Origin of the sequence: Corallococcus carmarthensis (genome assembly GCF_003611695.1) — a bacterium.
GTDB lineage: Bacteria > Myxococcota > Myxococcia > Myxococcales > Myxococcaceae > Corallococcus > Corallococcus carmarthensis.
The window spans coordinates 19,924-35,309 of record NZ_RAWE01000010.1; the positions used below are offsets into that span (position 1 = coordinate 19,924).

The window sequence follows — 15,386 nt, forward strand, 5'->3', positions numbered from 1 at the left end:
GGGGCGGGCCTGGGAAGGGACGCGTGACATGGCAGGCGAAACGGCGGGCAACAGTCGGGGCGGTTCGTTGCGGGGTAGCACGCTCCAGGTGGTGCAGTCCCTGGCGGCGCAAGGCGAGCCGGAGCGCGCGGCGCAGCTCTACGAGGAGCTGGGCTCGGCGCAGCGCGAGCGTCTTCGCAAGGAGGCCGCGCAGGGCACGGTGAAGGAGCGCCACTGGCTGGTGGACGTGCTGCGCCGGGCGCGCGACTTCACGGGCGCGGCGCGGCTCTTGGACGGCAGCGGCGACGACGTGTCGGTGGCGGACCTGTACGCGCAGGGCGGTCAGCACGTGGCGGCCGCGGAGGCGTATCTGCGCGCGGGTGAAGTGGAGCGCGCCGCGGCGGCCTTCGAGCGGGGCGGGGCGCTGGAGCGCGCGCTGGAGGTCTACCGGGGCCTGGGGGCCCGCGAGTCGATGGCGCACTGCCTGGTCCGCCTGGGCCGCCCCTTCGAGGCCGCGGACCTCTACCAGGAGCTGGGACAGGCCCACGCGGAGGCCGAGGCCCTGGGCGGCGTGCTCGCGGAGGATCCGCGCTACGTCGAAGCCGTGCTGCGCACCTGCAAGGTGCTGGACTCCGGAGGCTTCACGCACCGGGCGCTCGCGGTGCTGGCGGACGCGCTGAGCAGCTCCGAACTGTTGCGCGCGGATCCGGTCCTGGTGACGGAGAAGGCGCGGCTCCTGCGGCGCATGGGGCTGGACGTGGAGGCGGAGGCGCTGCTCGCTCGGCTCGCCGCGGGCGCGCACGTGCCGGAGGCCAGTGGCTATCGCTTCCTCAAGGCCATTCCCATCTTCGGCGAGCTGACGCTGGAGGACATGAAGGACCTGTACCGGCTGGCGCGGCCCGTGACGGCCACGCCGGGCTCGGTGCTGCTGGAGAAGGGCGCTCCCGGCACGGGGCTGCTCGTGCTGCTGGAGGGCACGGTGGACGTCTTCTCCGGCAACGAGGCGAACGCGCGGCACCTCAACACGCTGGGGCCGGGCTCGTTCCTGGGGGAGATCTCCCTCGTGCAGGACGGCCCGGTGTCCGCGAACGTGCGCGCGAAGACGGCGGTGCGTGCGCTGCGCATCACCCGCGACAGCTTCCAGCATTTCCTGGCCACGCACGACGCGGCCTCGCTGCACATCTACCGGCTCTTCACGCAGAACCTCGCGGCGCGCGTGCGGGCGCTGAGCGGCTGAGCACCGCTGTGTCCCGGGCGCGGAGGTGGGCGCGAGACGTTCGCCCCTTGGCGCCCCGCACAAACGCCCCGCCCGTGAGGAAGCGGGCGAGCATGAAGAGGGGGCCTTCATTGGCCCCGGGACCATCCCCATCCTCCTGAACAACCCTCCTGTTCGGAAGGACGCCCCGATGGCTTCAATGGATTCACTGAGGCAACAAGCTCGCGCGAACTGGCGCACGTGGTTGGCGTGGGTGGCCACGCCCGTTGCCGCGCTCCCGCTCCTGGGGGTGGGCGGCCTTCGCCGGGTGGGCCTCGTGGACGAGCTGGCCGCGGGCGCCGTGGGGCTGGGCCTGCTGTCGCTGACGCTGATGGGCCTGGGACGGATCCCTCGGCCATCCGCCCGCCCGGCGGGCGGGAAGGCGTGGAAGCGGGCGCCGAAGGACTTCCCCATCTCCGGCGCGATGGTGCCGGAGGAGTTCGCCGCGTCGATGGCGTCCGGCCACTGACGTCAGGGCCGGCGCTCGATGCCGATGGCGATGGAGGGGCCGCTGAGGGCCTCTCCGGTGCCGTCGGAGAGTGACACGATGCCCAGGCTGGCGGAGATCACGGTGGTGCCGGAGCCGCCGGTGCCCTTGAGGAAGCTGCGCACGCCCAGCTCTCCGAAGTTCCATCCGCTGGCCGAGCCACCGCCCGCGCCGAAGAGGGAGAGGCTGGGCGTGAGGGGCACCTGGATTTCCCCGCGCCCGGAGCCGAAGCGGAACTGGTTGTCGCGCGAGAGGATGGCGGAGTTCCACGCGACGTGGAATCCGTCGAGCGCGCCCAGCCGCAGCACCTGCTGGAACGAGGGCCCCGCGTTGGAGCTGCACACGTTCTTGCCTTCGATGGGCTCGTAGGTGATGGGGTCGAAGCTCAGCTCGGGCGAGCACGCCTTCTGCCCGAACAGCGCGCCCGCGCCGATGCCCACTTCGAGGAAGTCGGTGGAGTAGGCCACGGCGAAGTACGCGGAGCCCGGTGTGTGGCGCAGGCCGGTGCCCAGGCCGAAGCCCACGGGGTCCAGCTGGGCGCTCAGCACCAGGGGCAGATCCCCGGGCCGCCACGCGACGAACGCATCCAGCAGCAGGCCGCCCGCGCGAGCGGAGTTGCCCAGCCGCGTCTTCGCATCCAGCGCGAGGAAGGGCCGGGCATGGAAGCCGTAGCGCAGGCGCGGCACGCCAGGCTCGGGGAAGAAGAGGCGCGCGGTGGCGGGCGCGTCGGTGACGACGGCGGTGTCGCCCACGCGCACGTTCTCACCCCTGCCCAGGCGGGCAATGGCGGTGTCCTCGCGCGATTCGATGATCTTCAACACCACCTCGCGGGAATCCTGCGTGCGCACGCGGACACGGGCGCCTTCACCCAGGCCGGTCAGGGCACCACCGGAGAGCGTCACGTCGCCATCCTTGACGGCGGTGACGGTGACCCGGGCGGAGGAGGGGACGGCCGCGGGCGGCGGGGCCTGGGGAGAAGGCGGCGCCTGGGTGACGACGGTGAGCTCGCGCGTCGCGCCCAGCGCGGAGGCCAGCGAGTCCGGCTGCGGCTGTTCCGGCGTGGCGAGGGAGAACGCATGGGCCTCCTCGCGCTGTTCGATGGCGAGGAGCGACTGGCCCATGACGACGAGCCTCACAAAGCGTCGGCCTCCCTCGACGATGCGCACGAGCCGGGGTGCCGCGCCATCGGCCTTGAGCACGGCGATGCCGCCACGCGCGAGCGCGGCGTAGGTCACGCCCTGGTGAACGACCGAGTCGAGGACGGGACCCAGGCCCAACGTCTCCGCGGCACGTGCCGCGGGGGATGCGGGTGCCTGGGCGACGATGACGGAGGAGAGGAGCGCGGAGAGCATGACAGCTGGCTCTATAGCGCTCCCGCCTCCACGCTTCCTGGACTTTGGGTGACTAATCCACGAGCAACCGCTTCACGGGCGCGGGGTCCACGGCCACCATCAAGGGCCGGGTGAAGTGGCTGAACGACATCAGGGCCTGACCTGGCGCGAGCCGTGACACGCGGCTCCACAGGCTCTCGTCGATGCTGCCCACGCTCTTCTTCAGCTGGTTGATGACGGCCCCGTCCGTGATCTTGTGGATGATGAAGTTGTTGAGCAGGGCCAGCACTTCGGAAGGCAGATGCTGGGGAAGCTGGGTGACGAAGACGAGCCCCAGCCAGCGCTTGCGGCCCCGCTTCGCGATGCGCGCCACCTGTTCGAAGAGGGTCTTCATGTGCGCGATGCGGCTGGCGGACAGGAATTCGTGAGCCTCCTCGATGATGATGAGGACCGGGGTGATGTCCTTGCCCTCGCGGTGGGCCCTGTCGTAGCTGGCCTCCTGCCGCTCCTGGACGCCGCGCAGGATGTCCGCGATGACCAGGTTGTTGAGCTGGGGGGATTCCGTATCTGACAGGTCGATGACCGACACGCGCCCTGGCGAAAGCATGGTGTCGTACTTCACGCCCTCCGTGGTCCCCATGTCGAAGATGTTCAGTCGGCGCAGCCGATGAAGCTTGCTGGCCAGGGCCCTCCAACTGGAGATGCTGCTGCCCCTCTGCCCATACACCCGTCGCATCACATTGCCGGGGTCGTCTCTGAAGACACTGTAGAGCGTCAGCGAATTGGCCGGAGGCCCTTCGTCCTCCTTCAACACCTTGATCTCTTCCGCGACCGTACCCTTGGCCTTCGCGACGCGGTTCGCGCCATTCTTCCCCTCTCCCTTGCCCTCGTCGCTCAAGCTGTAGAGGTAGGCGGTCACGACATCCAGCAGGTGCTGGATCGTCATCTTCGGGTAGCCCGTGGACAGCTCGTCCACCTCCAGCGCGTCGCGCCGCTCCTCCTCCGTCACGGGATAGACCTCGAAGTCTTCCAGCAGCAGCTTCGTGACGTCGTAGGCCTTGAGGAGGCGCTCCTGCTGCGCCTCCGACATGTCGAGGATCTCCGCCAGCGCGTAGGGCGACAGGCTGGAGAAGTTCAGCGAGAAGGCGTGCTTGTTCCTGTGGCGCGGGTTGCGGCTCTCGCGACCGACCAGGTGATGGATGTGCAGGTCCTTCACGCCCTCGGGCTTCTGGTCCCGGCGCTTGAGGGTCTCGACCATCGCCTGGTGGTCGGTGGGCCGGTCCACGTGCGTGTATTCACCCTCCACGTCGAAGACGATGGTTGCGATGCCCGAGCTCTGCGCGCGGTGGATGAGCGTGGCCACCGTGGTGGACTTGCCACCGCCCGTCGTCCCGATGATTCCCGTGTGCCGGGGCAGCACGGACTTGTCGCGGGCGTTGATGCGCGCCTCCATCCGCTCGTAGCCCACCACGGTCCCGATGCTCATCTCCCCGCTGACTCCCAGCACCTTCGCGCTCTCCTCCTCTTCGAGCACGAAGACAGCGCTCTGCGGCCGGGGCCGGAAGCGGTGCGGCTTGAGCACGCCCGCGACCTCCTCCCCGAGGATCTCCACCTCCGCGCGGCCGTGGTACTCGAAGGTGTACGTGAGCTTCTTGCCGTGGGTCACCACGCCAATGGCCATGGTGGAGTTCGCGGGAACGGCGTTGGGCTCCGCGAAGGGCCCCTGCACGACCACGCCCAGGTAGGTCCTCTCGTTCCCGCGGCACTTGATGCGCACCAGGGTCTGCGACGCCAGCCGGTGCAGGTCCTCCTTCGTGGACAGGACGGTGACCAGGTTGTCGTGGCTGGAACTGGTGTCGAAGTGGGTGAAGCCCACGGCCTTCTCCAGCTCCGGGTCGGCCTTGAGCGCCTCCGCGCGCTCCTTCGCCGCGTCGATTTCCCCCTTCGCCCTGTCCGGCAGGGGCAGCACGACTCCGTTGTGCGGAGCCTCCGCGGGAGGCGGCTGGGGCGCGGGACCCCGTACGACCGGGACCGGGGTGGGGGACGTCGCGCTGGCGGCGGGCTTCGGTGGCGCACCGGGGTGGGGCATCGGGCGCGGCCCATTCATCTGGACGTTCGCGGGCGGAGAGCCCGGCGGGCGGGCTCCCGGCGGAGACGCGCCCGGGCGCTGCCCATTGGGTGCGGTGGCGACGTGACCATTCACGCCATTTCCGTTGTGGGCCACGCCGTTCTGCGTGGGATTGCGGCCGGGTACGGTGGTGTTTCCATTGTCAGGCATGCTGTCGTTCCCCCATCAGCGACGTTGCTTGCGACCGTTGAAGTACTGAAGGCGTGCATCGGCTTGCGCGTAGGCGTCCTGGACAAGCCCCTCGAAGCCATCCACCCCGAAGGCGCTGCGGCACGTGGCCTCCGCGACGTCGAGCAGCATCGGGTAGCCCTGCTCCGGGCGCAGCATGCTGTCCGCGATGGCCACGCACGCGGCCATGTGGGCATGGTCGACGTGCGCATAGAAGACGCGGGGCGGGGCGTTGTCCGAGGCGCGGAACAGGCCCTTCACGACCTTGTGCGAGTACGTGTTGATGAATTCGCGCGCCAGGTCGTACTCCTCCAGGTCGTACTGCCATCCCTCCAGGATGTCCTTCCCCTCCTGCTTCAGCGACTCGAGGATGACGAACTCGCCGGGCCTGAGCGCGTGGCCCATGGTGAGGAAGCCCCGGTCCTCCATCCGCGCGGAGACGAAGACGAAGCGGGGATGCGCATTCATCAGGCGCTTCAGCATCTCCAGCGACACCTTCAGCAGGCTCTTGTATCCGGAGCCGGTGATGAGCTCCCGGGCGAGTGGATTGCCCTGGCCCATGCGCCAGGGGGCCTTCAGCTTCTCCACCAGGATGGCGCGCTCCGCGTAGGCGCGGATGCCTCGCCGCGCGAGCCGCGACAGGCTGTCCGGCCCGCCGCGGCCCGGATGCGTGCGGTTCTGGCGCATCTCGATATAGGACAGGGCTTCCTGGTAGGGGTCCGGCGCGTCGACCGTCACCTCGCGGCGGAACAACCGCTGGGAGAAGGTGCCCGCCGTGCCGCCATAGCCAATCGCGGCGATGCCCAGTTGGGTGATGTCCAGCGGCAGCGTCTCATGTGTCACGGAGATGCCGTTGACCGCCTCCACCTGCCCGGCGAAGAGCAGTCCCGAGTGGATGTCGGCCAACTGCTCCATGCTCAACTGGTAGAGCCCGGCGCCCTCGGGCGCTCCAGGCCGTGTCTTGAGCCGGGGGAGCAACTCCTGGCGGATGATGGACCGGAGCTGGTCCTCTTTCTGGATGGCGCCGCCAATTTCCCGCCGGTAGCGCTCCATGATGACCTGGAGATCCAGGCCCTCCGCCCACGTCTCCAGATTGAGCGTGCGCTCCAGGTCCTCGCGGAACGAGCCGCGGAAGTCCTCGTCGCCGGTCAATTCCTCATCATCGTCGTCAAAGCGCCCGTGGCCGCCCATGGTCACCCTGCGTCCTCACCGAGAAATGAAACAATGGAAAAACGGGAGCGGCCCTCTTCGCGGCGAAGCAGCCGCGCGTAGGTTTCCGCCATGTGCTGGGGTAGCCCGAAGGAGTGCGCCAATCGCTGCACCTGCGTGTCGTCAGGGCCTTCCTGCATGACCTGCCGAGCGAGCTTCGAGGGCGCGAGCCACTCCAGGGCCAGCCGGTCCGCGCGCTGTTCTGAACGGGCCACCACTCCCTTGCCGATGTCTCCAGTGGGCCCCCGGTCCATCAGGTGGATCTGCACACCGATGGGGACGCCTTCCAGCACGGCGGTCAGCGACTCCTCCCGGGTGGGAAGACGCTTCTGGTCCAGGACGTCCCGGATACCGTCGCCAAAGAAGTCGAGTGCCCGCCTGCGTGGCAGCAGATGGTCGAGGAAGAAATGGCCCAACTCGTGCGCCAGCGTGAAGCGCTGATCGGCCGGGCTGTCGTCCCGGTCGAAGAACACGAGCCCCTTTCCCTCCCACGCCACCATGCAGCCGTGCATCTGGCGGTGGTAGCCGATCTCCACGGAGCGGCCCCGCTGGGCCAACCACTGGCGCACCTTCTCCGAGGTCAGGTCCTTCAATCCCACGGGTCTCACGGGCAGGAGCATGGACGCGTCCGCCGCGAGGTCTCGGGGAAACACCTCTGGCGGAGGGAGGCCGCTGGCCTCCACCGCCTCCCTCAGCCAGGCCGGTTTCATGAGGCCGGCTCGTCCTTCTTGCGCCGGTCGAGCGCCGCGAGTTGGAGCGTGCCGGTGCGATGCATGCCGGCCCCCTCGTTCCCGTTGAGGAAGTCCTCGCCCATGATCTCCACCTGCCGCAGGACGTTGGCGAGTGCGTACGGCTCCAGGCCGAACCGGCCGCAGAGGATCTTCACCTGTTCGGCGAACGCGTCCCCGGACGGCTTGCGGCACAAGGACAGCTGCTTGAGCGTCTTCTCGTCGCAACCCAGCTCGTCCGCGAGCGCGTCCGGTGTGCAGTCCTCGATGGACTGGTAGGTCGCGAACACCTGACCCAGGAGTCCATGCTCGGTGGTGCTGCGCTTCGCCGCGTACGTCAGCCAATCAAGAGTCGACATCGGAATCCTCCATCCAGAGGCTTCGCAAAAGCCTCCTCAACCGTTCGGTGTGGCGTCTCACCTCGTGCAGCCGCTCACCGGGGGGCAGGTGGGACAACCCCAGGGCCTCCGCCATCTCCTTGGCCGGGACGCGGCCCTCGTGGAGGACGATGACGCGGATGCCGGCGATGTCGCGTTGCGGCAGGCGGGCTTTCTCGATTCGTTCCTCCAGCCGCTTCAACAGGTCCCTGGCAATCGCGAAACCCTCCACTCCATCCTTCGGAGCCGGTGGGTGGACTTCGACAATCGTCAGCGGGTTTTTTTCCCTTTTTGTCCGGGCCGTCCTGGACCGGTGGCTGTCATGGGCCCGACGCCTGGCGATCTGGTTCAGGAAATTCCAGAGCGTGGACTGGCGAGCGTCGAAGCGTTCAGGGTGCCGCAGATACGCGAAGACGGCATCCGCGGCCGAGGCGTTGGCGTCGTCGTGCGTGCACCCCAGGAAGCGTTCCAATCCCCGGACCAGCGGATCCATGAACGTCTCGAAGACGTCGTAGGTCGCCGCCGGGTCATGGCCCAGCATCCGTTCGTGAAGCTGCTCGACTTGTTGTCGTGATGGATTGTTCATCCCCCACTCCTCACCGGCATGCGTGCCCCCGTTTCAGGTTGGACTGCGATTCGCCTGAACGTTCGCTACAGCCCTGTTGAGTTCGATGGCGACATGTCGCTTTTCCAAGCCGACAGGTTGGCGAGGTCGAGGATCCGTGTCTGTACCTCTGAAGTGGTACTGCCTTTGGGGACGGGGTCTCGCGTGATCCCCCCAGGATCGAAAAAGACCCTGGCCTCCGCACTGGGAGGCCAGGGTCCGTTTCATCCCTGCGTGATGTGTTTCAGTGCATGTCTGGAGGCGGTTCCCCTCCGGATTGTTTCCAAGCGTCAATGGCCCGGCGCACCTCATCCCGGAGGTCCCTGCCAATCCGGGGATACGCGCTATCCTCCAAATTCGCCAATGACACACGGGCCGACCAGGGTGGCCCTTCGAAGCCGCTGCCGTTGAGCAGCACCACGCCGTGTCTCCGGGCCAGTGTGAAGACGATGTCCAGCGGGTCGTGGTGCTCCTGCACGAAGCGGACGAAGTCCTCGCCAATGTGTTCGCGGCACCAGGCTTCCAGGTCCAGCGTCTGGTAGTAGGCCGTGCGCAGCGGATCCTCGTGCAGGGGGATGCCCATGCCTTCGAACAGGGCCTGGAGCCGGTCCTGGCAGATGCGCTGGCAGTACTTCTTGTAGACGTCGTCCTTGTCCAACAGCGCGAACAGCGAGAACAACGTCATCTGCAACTGCTGGGGCAGGGACAGGCCCGCCGTGTGGCTCAACGCCACGGCCCGGCTGTCCGCCACCACCCGGTCAATGAACTTCAGCCGCCCCGGATGCAGCGAGATGGCGCCATAGCGCGCATCCAACCGCGCGCGCTCCGACGCGGGCTGCTTCGCCAGCGCTTCATCCAGGATGTTGTCCTCATGCAGCGCCACCACGCCCAGCCGCCAACCCGTGCAGCCGAAGTGCTTGGAGTACGAGTACACCAGCAATGTGTTTCGCGGCAGGTCCGCGGCGAGCGAACGGAAGCCGTTGACGAACGTGCCGTAGACATCGTCGGTGATGATCAACAGGTCTGGCCGGCGCTTGCGCACCAGCTCCACCAGCTTGTGGACGGACTCCTTCCGCATGGCCACCGCGCCCGGGTTGGATGGGTTGACGACGAAGAACGCCTTGATGCGCGGGTCCTCCAGCTTGCGCAGCTCCTCGTCCGGGTACTGCCAGGTGTGGCGGCCGTCCTTCGCGGTGGCGCTCTGCTGGATGTCCACCGTGCGCAGCTGGAATTCGTCCAGCCGGGGGAGCTCCAGGTACGGCGTGAAGAGGGGCGAGCCCAGCGCGATGGTGTCTCCCTTGTGGAGCAGGCCGTTCACCATCAAGGAGTGGAAGAGATAGGTCATCGCGGCCGTGCCACCCTCCACCGCGAAGAGGTCGAACCTGCCGGAAGGGGGCCGCCCCGTGAACAACTCCCGCGCCAGGTACTCCTGCACGATGCGCTCGGCGTGGGGGAGCATCCGGTCTGGCACCGGATAGTTGTCTCCAATGACAGCGTCCGTGAGCTCCCAGACGAACCGGTCCGGGTTGAAGCCCAGCGTGTGCTCCCCATACGTCAGCGCGCCGCGTAGCAACTGCACGGCGGGCTCGTCGTCACTCGCATCCAGGAAGTCATGCAGGCGCCTGGCGATGCCCGGAGACCGGGGCATGCCCGCGAGCCCTACGCCGGGCTCGTCCCAGGCCCGCCGGCTCTCCGCGAGCGCGAACTGGCCCAGCAGGAAGAAGGCCTCGCGCGGCGTGGTGGCGATCCAGTTGGGATTGCCCCGGCCGGCGTTGAGCATCACCGCCTCGCGGGTCTTCACGGCTTCGTCCGTGACCTGGAGGAGCGCGTCCTTCAGCTCGAACGGACTGAGCTTGCGCAGCTCACGGTCGGAAGGGGCTCCCGGGTCCTCGGGCGTCTGCTCGGTCATGGCGTCCTCCTCCTGCGTCCGTCCAAGGTGAATCACCCCGGCGACGCGGACCATGCGCCACGGGGCGGGGCGGCCGGACCTGGCGGGCGGTTGGCCGGGCTCATCAAAAAATGACAACCCGCGAGCGCACTTGGGCGAGCAGCGACGAATGAAAGGTCGGGGCCGGACACACAGTCCGGCAAGCACCGTGGAAACGAGACCCGCCATGTCTTCATTGAGTTGCCGTGTCGCCACCGCGCAGCGTGAACTGGATGACGCGCTCCGCATCCGTTACCGAGTCTTTGGCGAGGAGATGCGGATGCTGGGGCCCAAGCGGCCGCGCGCCCCGCGCGAAGTGGACTGCTTCGACACGCTCCGGACCACCGCCCACGTCGTCGTCTACTCGGGCGCGGAGCCGGTGGCGACCGCCCGGTTGCTGATGCCCAACGCGGAGGTGGCTGCCTTCGCGGACACGGTCGTGGGGCTGGACATCGAGAAGAAGCTCGACCTGTCGGAGCTCGTCGCGCCGGGGCGTGTGTTCGCGGAGACCACGCGCTACTGCGTCACCCAGCGCCACCGCAACTCGGCGGTGCTGCGCCTCCAGGCGGGCCTGTACCGCGAGAGCCGCAAGCGCGGCGTCACCCACTGGATCGCCGCGGCCAACATGGAGACGGACTCGCAGGAGGAGGCGGACCTCTACTTCATTGCCGCCGCGCGCCGGGGCTGGGTGAGCGATACGTTCCGCGTGCGGACCCGGGAGTTTCCCTCGCCGCCTCCGGAGCCGCTGGCGGCCCGCCTCACCGCGGAGCAGCGCGCCCAGGCCCGGCAGGGCCACCTGGACACCCTGCGCATGCCACGCATCCTGTCGCTGTTCGCGGACAAGATGGGCGCGCGCTTCATCGCGCCGCCGCACTTCGATCCCGCCTTCAATCGCTTCACCGTGCCGCTCGTCGCCGCGTTGGATGCGATTCCCGAGCGGACGCTGGACCTCTTCGCTTCCCTGGACGCCGACGCCGCCTGAACCCAGGCCGGCGCGCTCCTTTCCCCCTTCACCCTCAACGCAACACCCACCGGGCCTTCACGGGCCCCAGTCAGGAGACGTGTATGTGCAAGCATCCCAAGACCGAGCAGACGGCGAAGACGGACTGGCTGGATTCCCTGCGGCACGAGGCGCGGATGCTCGTGCATGAACTGGACGCATCTCCGGGTGTCCGCCGCCTGTTCGAGGGGCACATCCGCCAGGACGACTACGTCCACTACCTCGTCCAGTCGTATCAGTACGTGCGTTGGAGCGAGGGGTTCTTCACGGAGTCCGCCGAGCGCGTTCACCGCGAGGGCCGCGCCCCCGTGCTCGCGGAGCTTCTGTTCCAGAAGGCGTGGGAGGAGCAGGGCCATGAACAGTGGTTGCTCAAGGACCTGAAGGCGCTGGGCTGGACGCAGGAGCGCGTGGAGCGCGCGCCCATCAGCCCCGCCGTGCGCGCCTACGTGGCGTGGAACCGCTTCACCGCGCAGGCGGGCGTGCCCACCGCGTTCCTGGGCACGGCCTACGTGCTGGAGTACCTCTCCGTGAACCGGGCCCCGGGCTCCGTGGACCGGCTCATCGCGGAGAGCGGCATCCCGAACATCGACAAGGCTGTCCTCTTCCTCAAGGGCCACGGCGCCGCGGATGGCAACCACGTGGCCGACCTGGAGGCCTCCTTGCGCGCGGTCACGTCCCCGGAGGAGCAGGCCGCGCTGCTCCACTCCGCCCGCACCACGCGCATCCTGTTCCCGAAGTTCTTCCGGGATCCCTGAGCGCAAGCCCGGGCCTCTTCAACCCCGCTTCTGCCTCCAGGCGGCCTGGTAGAGGAGGTCCGTGCGGCTCTCGATGCCCAGCTTGGGGAAGATGTTGCGCAGGTGCGTCTTCACCGTGTTGAGCGACAGGCCCAGGTCCTCGGCGATGGTTTCGTTCGTCCAGTTGCTGAGGATCCCCTGGACCACGTCCACCTCACGTTTGGAGAGCTTCTGTCGCCAGGGCTCCGGTATGGGGATGGCCCGCGAACATTCCTGCAGCACCAGCACCCAGGGACGGTGGCCGCGCTGCTCCGGCAGCTCCACGAACGTCACCTTCAGGTACTGCTTTCCCCCGGAGCGCGTCCACGTGTCCACGCCCGGGGCCCGCTTCGCCCCCAGCGCCCGGAGGTTCGCCAGATGCTCGCGCAGCTCCTGGGGCAGTCGCGAGTCGTCCGCCTTCAGTTCCTCCGGGTACCAGCGCCGCAGGAGCTCCGTCGCTCCCGGTGTGCGCAGCTTCTCGTGCTCCGGGGGATCCATCACGACGCACTCAGCACCCTGGTGGCGGAAGAGGGCGTCCAGCAGGTCGCCCCGCGTGGCCTCGTTCCCGAACAGCCGGCAGTTGCGCACCGTGTTCGCCAGGTGGGGTGTCAGGTCGTCGAGGATGGCCTGCTCCCGCTCGGAGAAGGGCAGGGACTGCTCCCGGTACAGCGTGAAGCCACCGTGCCAGTCCTGCCGCAGGTCCAGCAGCACCGCCAGCACGTGCTCCAAGGGCAGTCCCAGCTCCCGGCCGCGCAGGTACAGGAGGTTGCGCATCAATTCCTTGCGCGAAAGCATGTCCGGGTTCCGTAGCGGCACGCTGGACTGCTGCATCGCCGATTCCCGCACGAAATCCACCGCGGCCAGCTCTGGGTAGTGCGCGAAGAGGATGCCCGGGGCTCCCAATCCCAGCCACTCGTAGTCGCCGGGCCGCTCGGGCCTCGACACGCACAAGGCTGCGTAATCACAGGGCAGGAGCTTCGCGAGGGTCCCGTGAGCCCGTGCCAGCACCTCCGCCAGATCCAGCGAGCTGGAGAGGGTCTGGGTCAGCTCCAGCAGGAGCGCCTGCTCGCGCGTGGTGAGGTTCATCCGACAGGCCTCCGTCCGTCTGGTCCATGCAAGGACTTAGCGGTCGGAAGGCCCTGGGGTCTGTCACCCACAAGAGGTATGGACGGGCTTCGCTCACTCGAAGCCCGTCCACGTCTATCATTGCCGTGTCTGTCGAAGCAGGGGAGCTAATTGCCCGCGCTGCCTTCCACCGGCGGCGTGCCCGTGGTGGGGCTCGCGGAGCTGCCCATCTTCTTGTTCTGATCCCAGGCCGGCGGCGTCACTTCCATCTGCGCGCCCTTGTTGCCCGGGGTGCCCGAGTTCGGCGTGCCCGGCTTCGCCGAGGACGAGTGGTCGCTCGTGCTGTTGCTCCCCTGCTCGGTGGAGCCGGAGCCGCCGACCCCTTCGTCGATGCGGTCCGGGGCCACGGCGTCGTCATCGACCGCGTCCGCCGGCTGGAGGACCTCGGAAGAGCCCGAGCCGCCCGTGGCCTTGTCCCAGCGCTCCGCGCTGTCCTGGGGCGCGTCCGTGGACGGCTCCTGCAGGGGCGGCGTCTCGTGGTCGGTGTGGCTCTGCGCGAATGCCTGGCCGGTGAAGGTGAGTGTGGCCAGTGCTGCCATCAGGGGGAGCTTCATGGGTGGCGCTCCTTCGAAGAACGTGTGTGCTTCGAAGGTGGCGACCGTTGGGTGGGAAACAAGCGCTTGACGCACACCCACCCCCAAGCCGCATCCCCGCTTGTGGGGCGGGCAGGCGGCCTTTCAGCCCGTCAGCGCGCGCGGCGGCACCGTGCCCACGGCCCAGGCGGTGAGCTTCCGCAACAGCTCCCCGCGGTCCTCCGGCACGGAGAAGAGGTGGTCCGCGCGCGGGTAGAAGGCGTAGGTGACGCGGCCCTCCAGCTTCAGCGGCGAGAGCATCTCGAAGAACTGGCCTTCGTGGTTGAAGGACAGCCCCATGCCTCCGGAGAACACGAAGCAGAGGCTGACGCCGCGCTCCAGCAGGTGCTTGTAGTCCTGCGTCAGCTGCGAGCGCTCGGGGTACTCGCGCGTGTAGACCTCGTCGGCCTCGCCGGCCTCGCGCAGCCGGGCGGGCAGCTTGCGCTTGCGCAGGTAGCGCGTCCAACGGCGGGGGCTCAGGTAGCGCAGGTGGAAGCGCAGGTGGTAGCCCAGCGTGCGGTACGTGTACCCGTCGATGAAGGCCGCGCCCACCACACGCGGATCCGCCACCGTCACCGCGTGCACGCTGTCCACGCCGGAGCACAGGCCGATGAGCACGAACTGCTTCTGGCCCTTCTTCTGCTCCAGGTAGTCGAGCGCCGCGCGCGTCTCCTCGCGGGCGCGCTGGAACTCGTCGGAGCCCCCCTCGCGGCGGGGGCGGCTGTCGCCAAGGCCGGACAGGTCGAAGCGCAGCGTGGTGACGCCGCGCCCCGCCAGCTGCCGCGCCAGCTCCACCCACAGCCGGTACGGGCCCACGTGGTGGTTGAGGCCCACGTTGGACAGCACCACCACGGGTGCTCCCGGCAGGACCTTCGCGGGGTCGGGTTCCGTGAGGATGCCCACGAGGCTCTGCTCGGGGCCGAAGGTACAGATGCGCTCGCGCGTCACGCGGCCTCCTTCAGCAGCGTGGTGATGGTCTGGAGGATGCGGTTGGACAGGAGCGTGGACTCCTGGCCGCCCGCGCCCTCCTCGGGCACCAGGTGGTGCTGGAAGGGCAGGCCCGTCCCCTCCAGGCGCTCCTGGAGGCGCTGGTATTCGGGCCGGGGTGTGCCGACCACCAGATGCGTGCGCGTCGCGGGCCACGCGGGCAGCGCTGCCAGGTCCAGCGCGAGGATGTCCTCACGCAGGGCGCGGGGGAACTCGAAGCCGAGCAGCTCCTCGCGCACCTCCAGCGGGCTTTCCGGCTGGGGAAAGAGGGTGCGGGTGGCCCGGCGCGCCTGGAGCAGCTCCAGCTCCTGGAGCCAGGCCTCCCCCTGCACCAGCGGTTCCCAGAGCACGAGCGCGGCGGTGGACAGCCCTTCCAGGGCGGCCCGCACCGCGAGCGCCGCGCCCAGCCGCAGGCCCACGAGCGCCACGCGCTGCACGCCCGTCACGTCCTGCAATTCATTGGCGGCATGGCGGATGTCCTGGACCCACGTGGCCACGCGGCCCTCGTGGACCTCGCCGGACGAATCCCCCGTGCCGTAGTAGTCGAAGCGGAAGACGTGGAAGCCTTCGCGCGCGAGCATTCCGGCCAGCTTCCGGAAGGCCCAGTGAGTCAACATGTACTCCTGGGCGGCGGGATAGCAGAGCACCACCCCGGTGGAGCGCTCGGCGCCCTGGGCGGGGTGGTGGATGCCAAAGAGCTGTCTTTCGGAGCTGCCGAAGAAGCAAGGCGTCACGG

At 68.6% G+C, this 15,386-nt stretch carries 15 protein-coding genes; 4 read left to right on the top strand and 11 right to left on the bottom strand.

The features are described from left to right. The first annotated feature begins 28 nt into the window (after positions 1-28). Positions 29-1,216, top strand: a complete 1,188-nt coding sequence (locus tag D7X32_RS04700) for a cyclic nucleotide-binding domain-containing protein (RefSeq protein WP_120601294.1) — start codon at positions 29-31, stop codon at positions 1,214-1,216. A 169-nt stretch (positions 1,217-1,385) separates the two neighbouring features. After that, positions 1,386-1,703, top strand: coding sequence for a hypothetical protein (locus tag D7X32_RS04705; RefSeq protein ID WP_158625610.1), 318 nt, complete (start codon positions 1,386-1,388; stop codon positions 1,701-1,703). 2 nt (positions 1,704-1,705) lie between these two features. Here D7X32_RS04705 and D7X32_RS04710 read toward each other — a convergent pair whose 3' ends face one another. The 7 genes from D7X32_RS04710 to aspD form a co-directional block, all read right to left on the bottom strand. Continuing rightward, positions 1,706-3,073 carry a hypothetical protein gene (locus tag D7X32_RS04710; RefSeq protein WP_120601296.1) on the bottom strand — a complete coding sequence of 456 codons (1,368 nt, stop codon included), beginning with the start codon at positions 3,071-3,073 and terminating at the stop codon, positions 1,706-1,708. A 52-nt stretch (positions 3,074-3,125) separates the two neighbouring features. Then, on the bottom strand, positions 3,126-5,330 hold the full coding sequence (locus D7X32_RS04715; protein WP_244238850.1) for an ATP-binding protein: 2,205 nt from the start codon (positions 5,328-5,330) through the stop codon (positions 3,126-3,128). Positions 5,331-5,345: 15 nt separating this feature from the next. Beyond that, complete coding sequence (locus D7X32_RS04720) at positions 5,346-6,539, bottom strand: hypothetical protein (protein WP_120601298.1); 1,194 nt, start codon at positions 6,537-6,539, stop codon at positions 5,346-5,348. 2 nt (positions 6,540-6,541) lie between these two features. After that, entirely contained in the window at positions 6,542-7,267 is a 726-nt protein-coding gene (locus tag D7X32_RS04725; RefSeq protein WP_120601299.1) for an ImmA/IrrE family metallo-endopeptidase, read from the bottom strand. Then, the gene (locus tag D7X32_RS04730; RefSeq protein ID WP_120601300.1) at positions 7,264-7,644 is read right to left on the bottom strand and encodes a hypothetical protein; all 381 of its coding nucleotides are present in this window, start codon (positions 7,642-7,644) and stop codon (positions 7,264-7,266) included. Before D7X32_RS04730 ends, D7X32_RS04725 begins: the two co-directional genes overlap by 4 nt. Next, positions 7,631-8,248 (bottom strand): RNA polymerase sigma factor, encoded by a 618-nt coding sequence (locus tag D7X32_RS04735; protein WP_120601301.1) that lies wholly within the window; start codon positions 8,246-8,248, stop codon positions 7,631-7,633. The genes D7X32_RS04730 and D7X32_RS04735 overlap by 14 nt, the downstream gene beginning before the upstream one ends. Positions 8,249-8,510: 262 nt before the next feature. Further along, complete coding sequence (gene aspD / locus D7X32_RS04740) at positions 8,511-10,175, bottom strand: aspartate 4-decarboxylase (RefSeq protein ID WP_120601302.1); 1,665 nt, start codon at positions 10,173-10,175, stop codon at positions 8,511-8,513. A gap of 205 nt (positions 10,176-10,380) precedes the next feature. Here aspD and D7X32_RS04745 point away from each other — a divergent pair, with 205 nt between their 5' ends. Beyond that, positions 10,381-11,175: a GNAT family N-acetyltransferase gene (locus D7X32_RS04745; RefSeq protein ID WP_120601303.1), complete on the top strand. Its 795-nt coding sequence runs from the start codon at positions 10,381-10,383 to the stop codon at positions 11,173-11,175. Positions 11,176-11,258: 83 nt separating this feature from the next. After that, the gene (locus D7X32_RS04750; protein WP_120601304.1) at positions 11,259-11,948 is read left to right on the top strand and encodes an iron-containing redox enzyme family protein; all 690 of its coding nucleotides are present in this window, start codon (positions 11,259-11,261) and stop codon (positions 11,946-11,948) included. Positions 11,949-11,966: 18 nt separating this feature from the next. On the opposite strand, the gene D7X32_RS04755 is transcribed toward D7X32_RS04750, so the two are convergent. The 4 genes from D7X32_RS04755 to D7X32_RS04770 all read right to left on the bottom strand — a co-directional run bounded on the left by D7X32_RS04755 (position 11,967) and on the right by D7X32_RS04770 (position 15,384). Continuing rightward, complete coding sequence (locus D7X32_RS04755; protein WP_120601305.1) at positions 11,967-13,052, bottom strand: helix-turn-helix domain-containing protein; 1,086 nt, start codon at positions 13,050-13,052, stop codon at positions 11,967-11,969. Between the two features lie 146 nt (positions 13,053-13,198). Continuing rightward, a complete protein-coding gene (locus D7X32_RS04760; RefSeq protein ID WP_120601306.1) occupies positions 13,199-13,645 on the bottom strand; it encodes a hypothetical protein in 447 nt (148 codons plus the stop codon). A gap of 123 nt (positions 13,646-13,768) precedes the next feature. Further along, positions 13,769-14,611 carry an alpha/beta fold hydrolase gene (locus D7X32_RS04765; protein ID WP_120601307.1) on the bottom strand — a complete coding sequence of 281 codons (843 nt, stop codon included), beginning with the start codon at positions 14,609-14,611 and terminating at the stop codon, positions 13,769-13,771. Further along, entirely contained in the window at positions 14,608-15,384 is a 777-nt protein-coding gene (locus tag D7X32_RS04770; protein ID WP_120601308.1) for an alpha/beta fold hydrolase, read from the bottom strand. Before D7X32_RS04770 ends, D7X32_RS04765 begins: the two co-directional genes overlap by 4 nt. Positions 15,385-15,386: the final 2 nt, after the last annotated feature.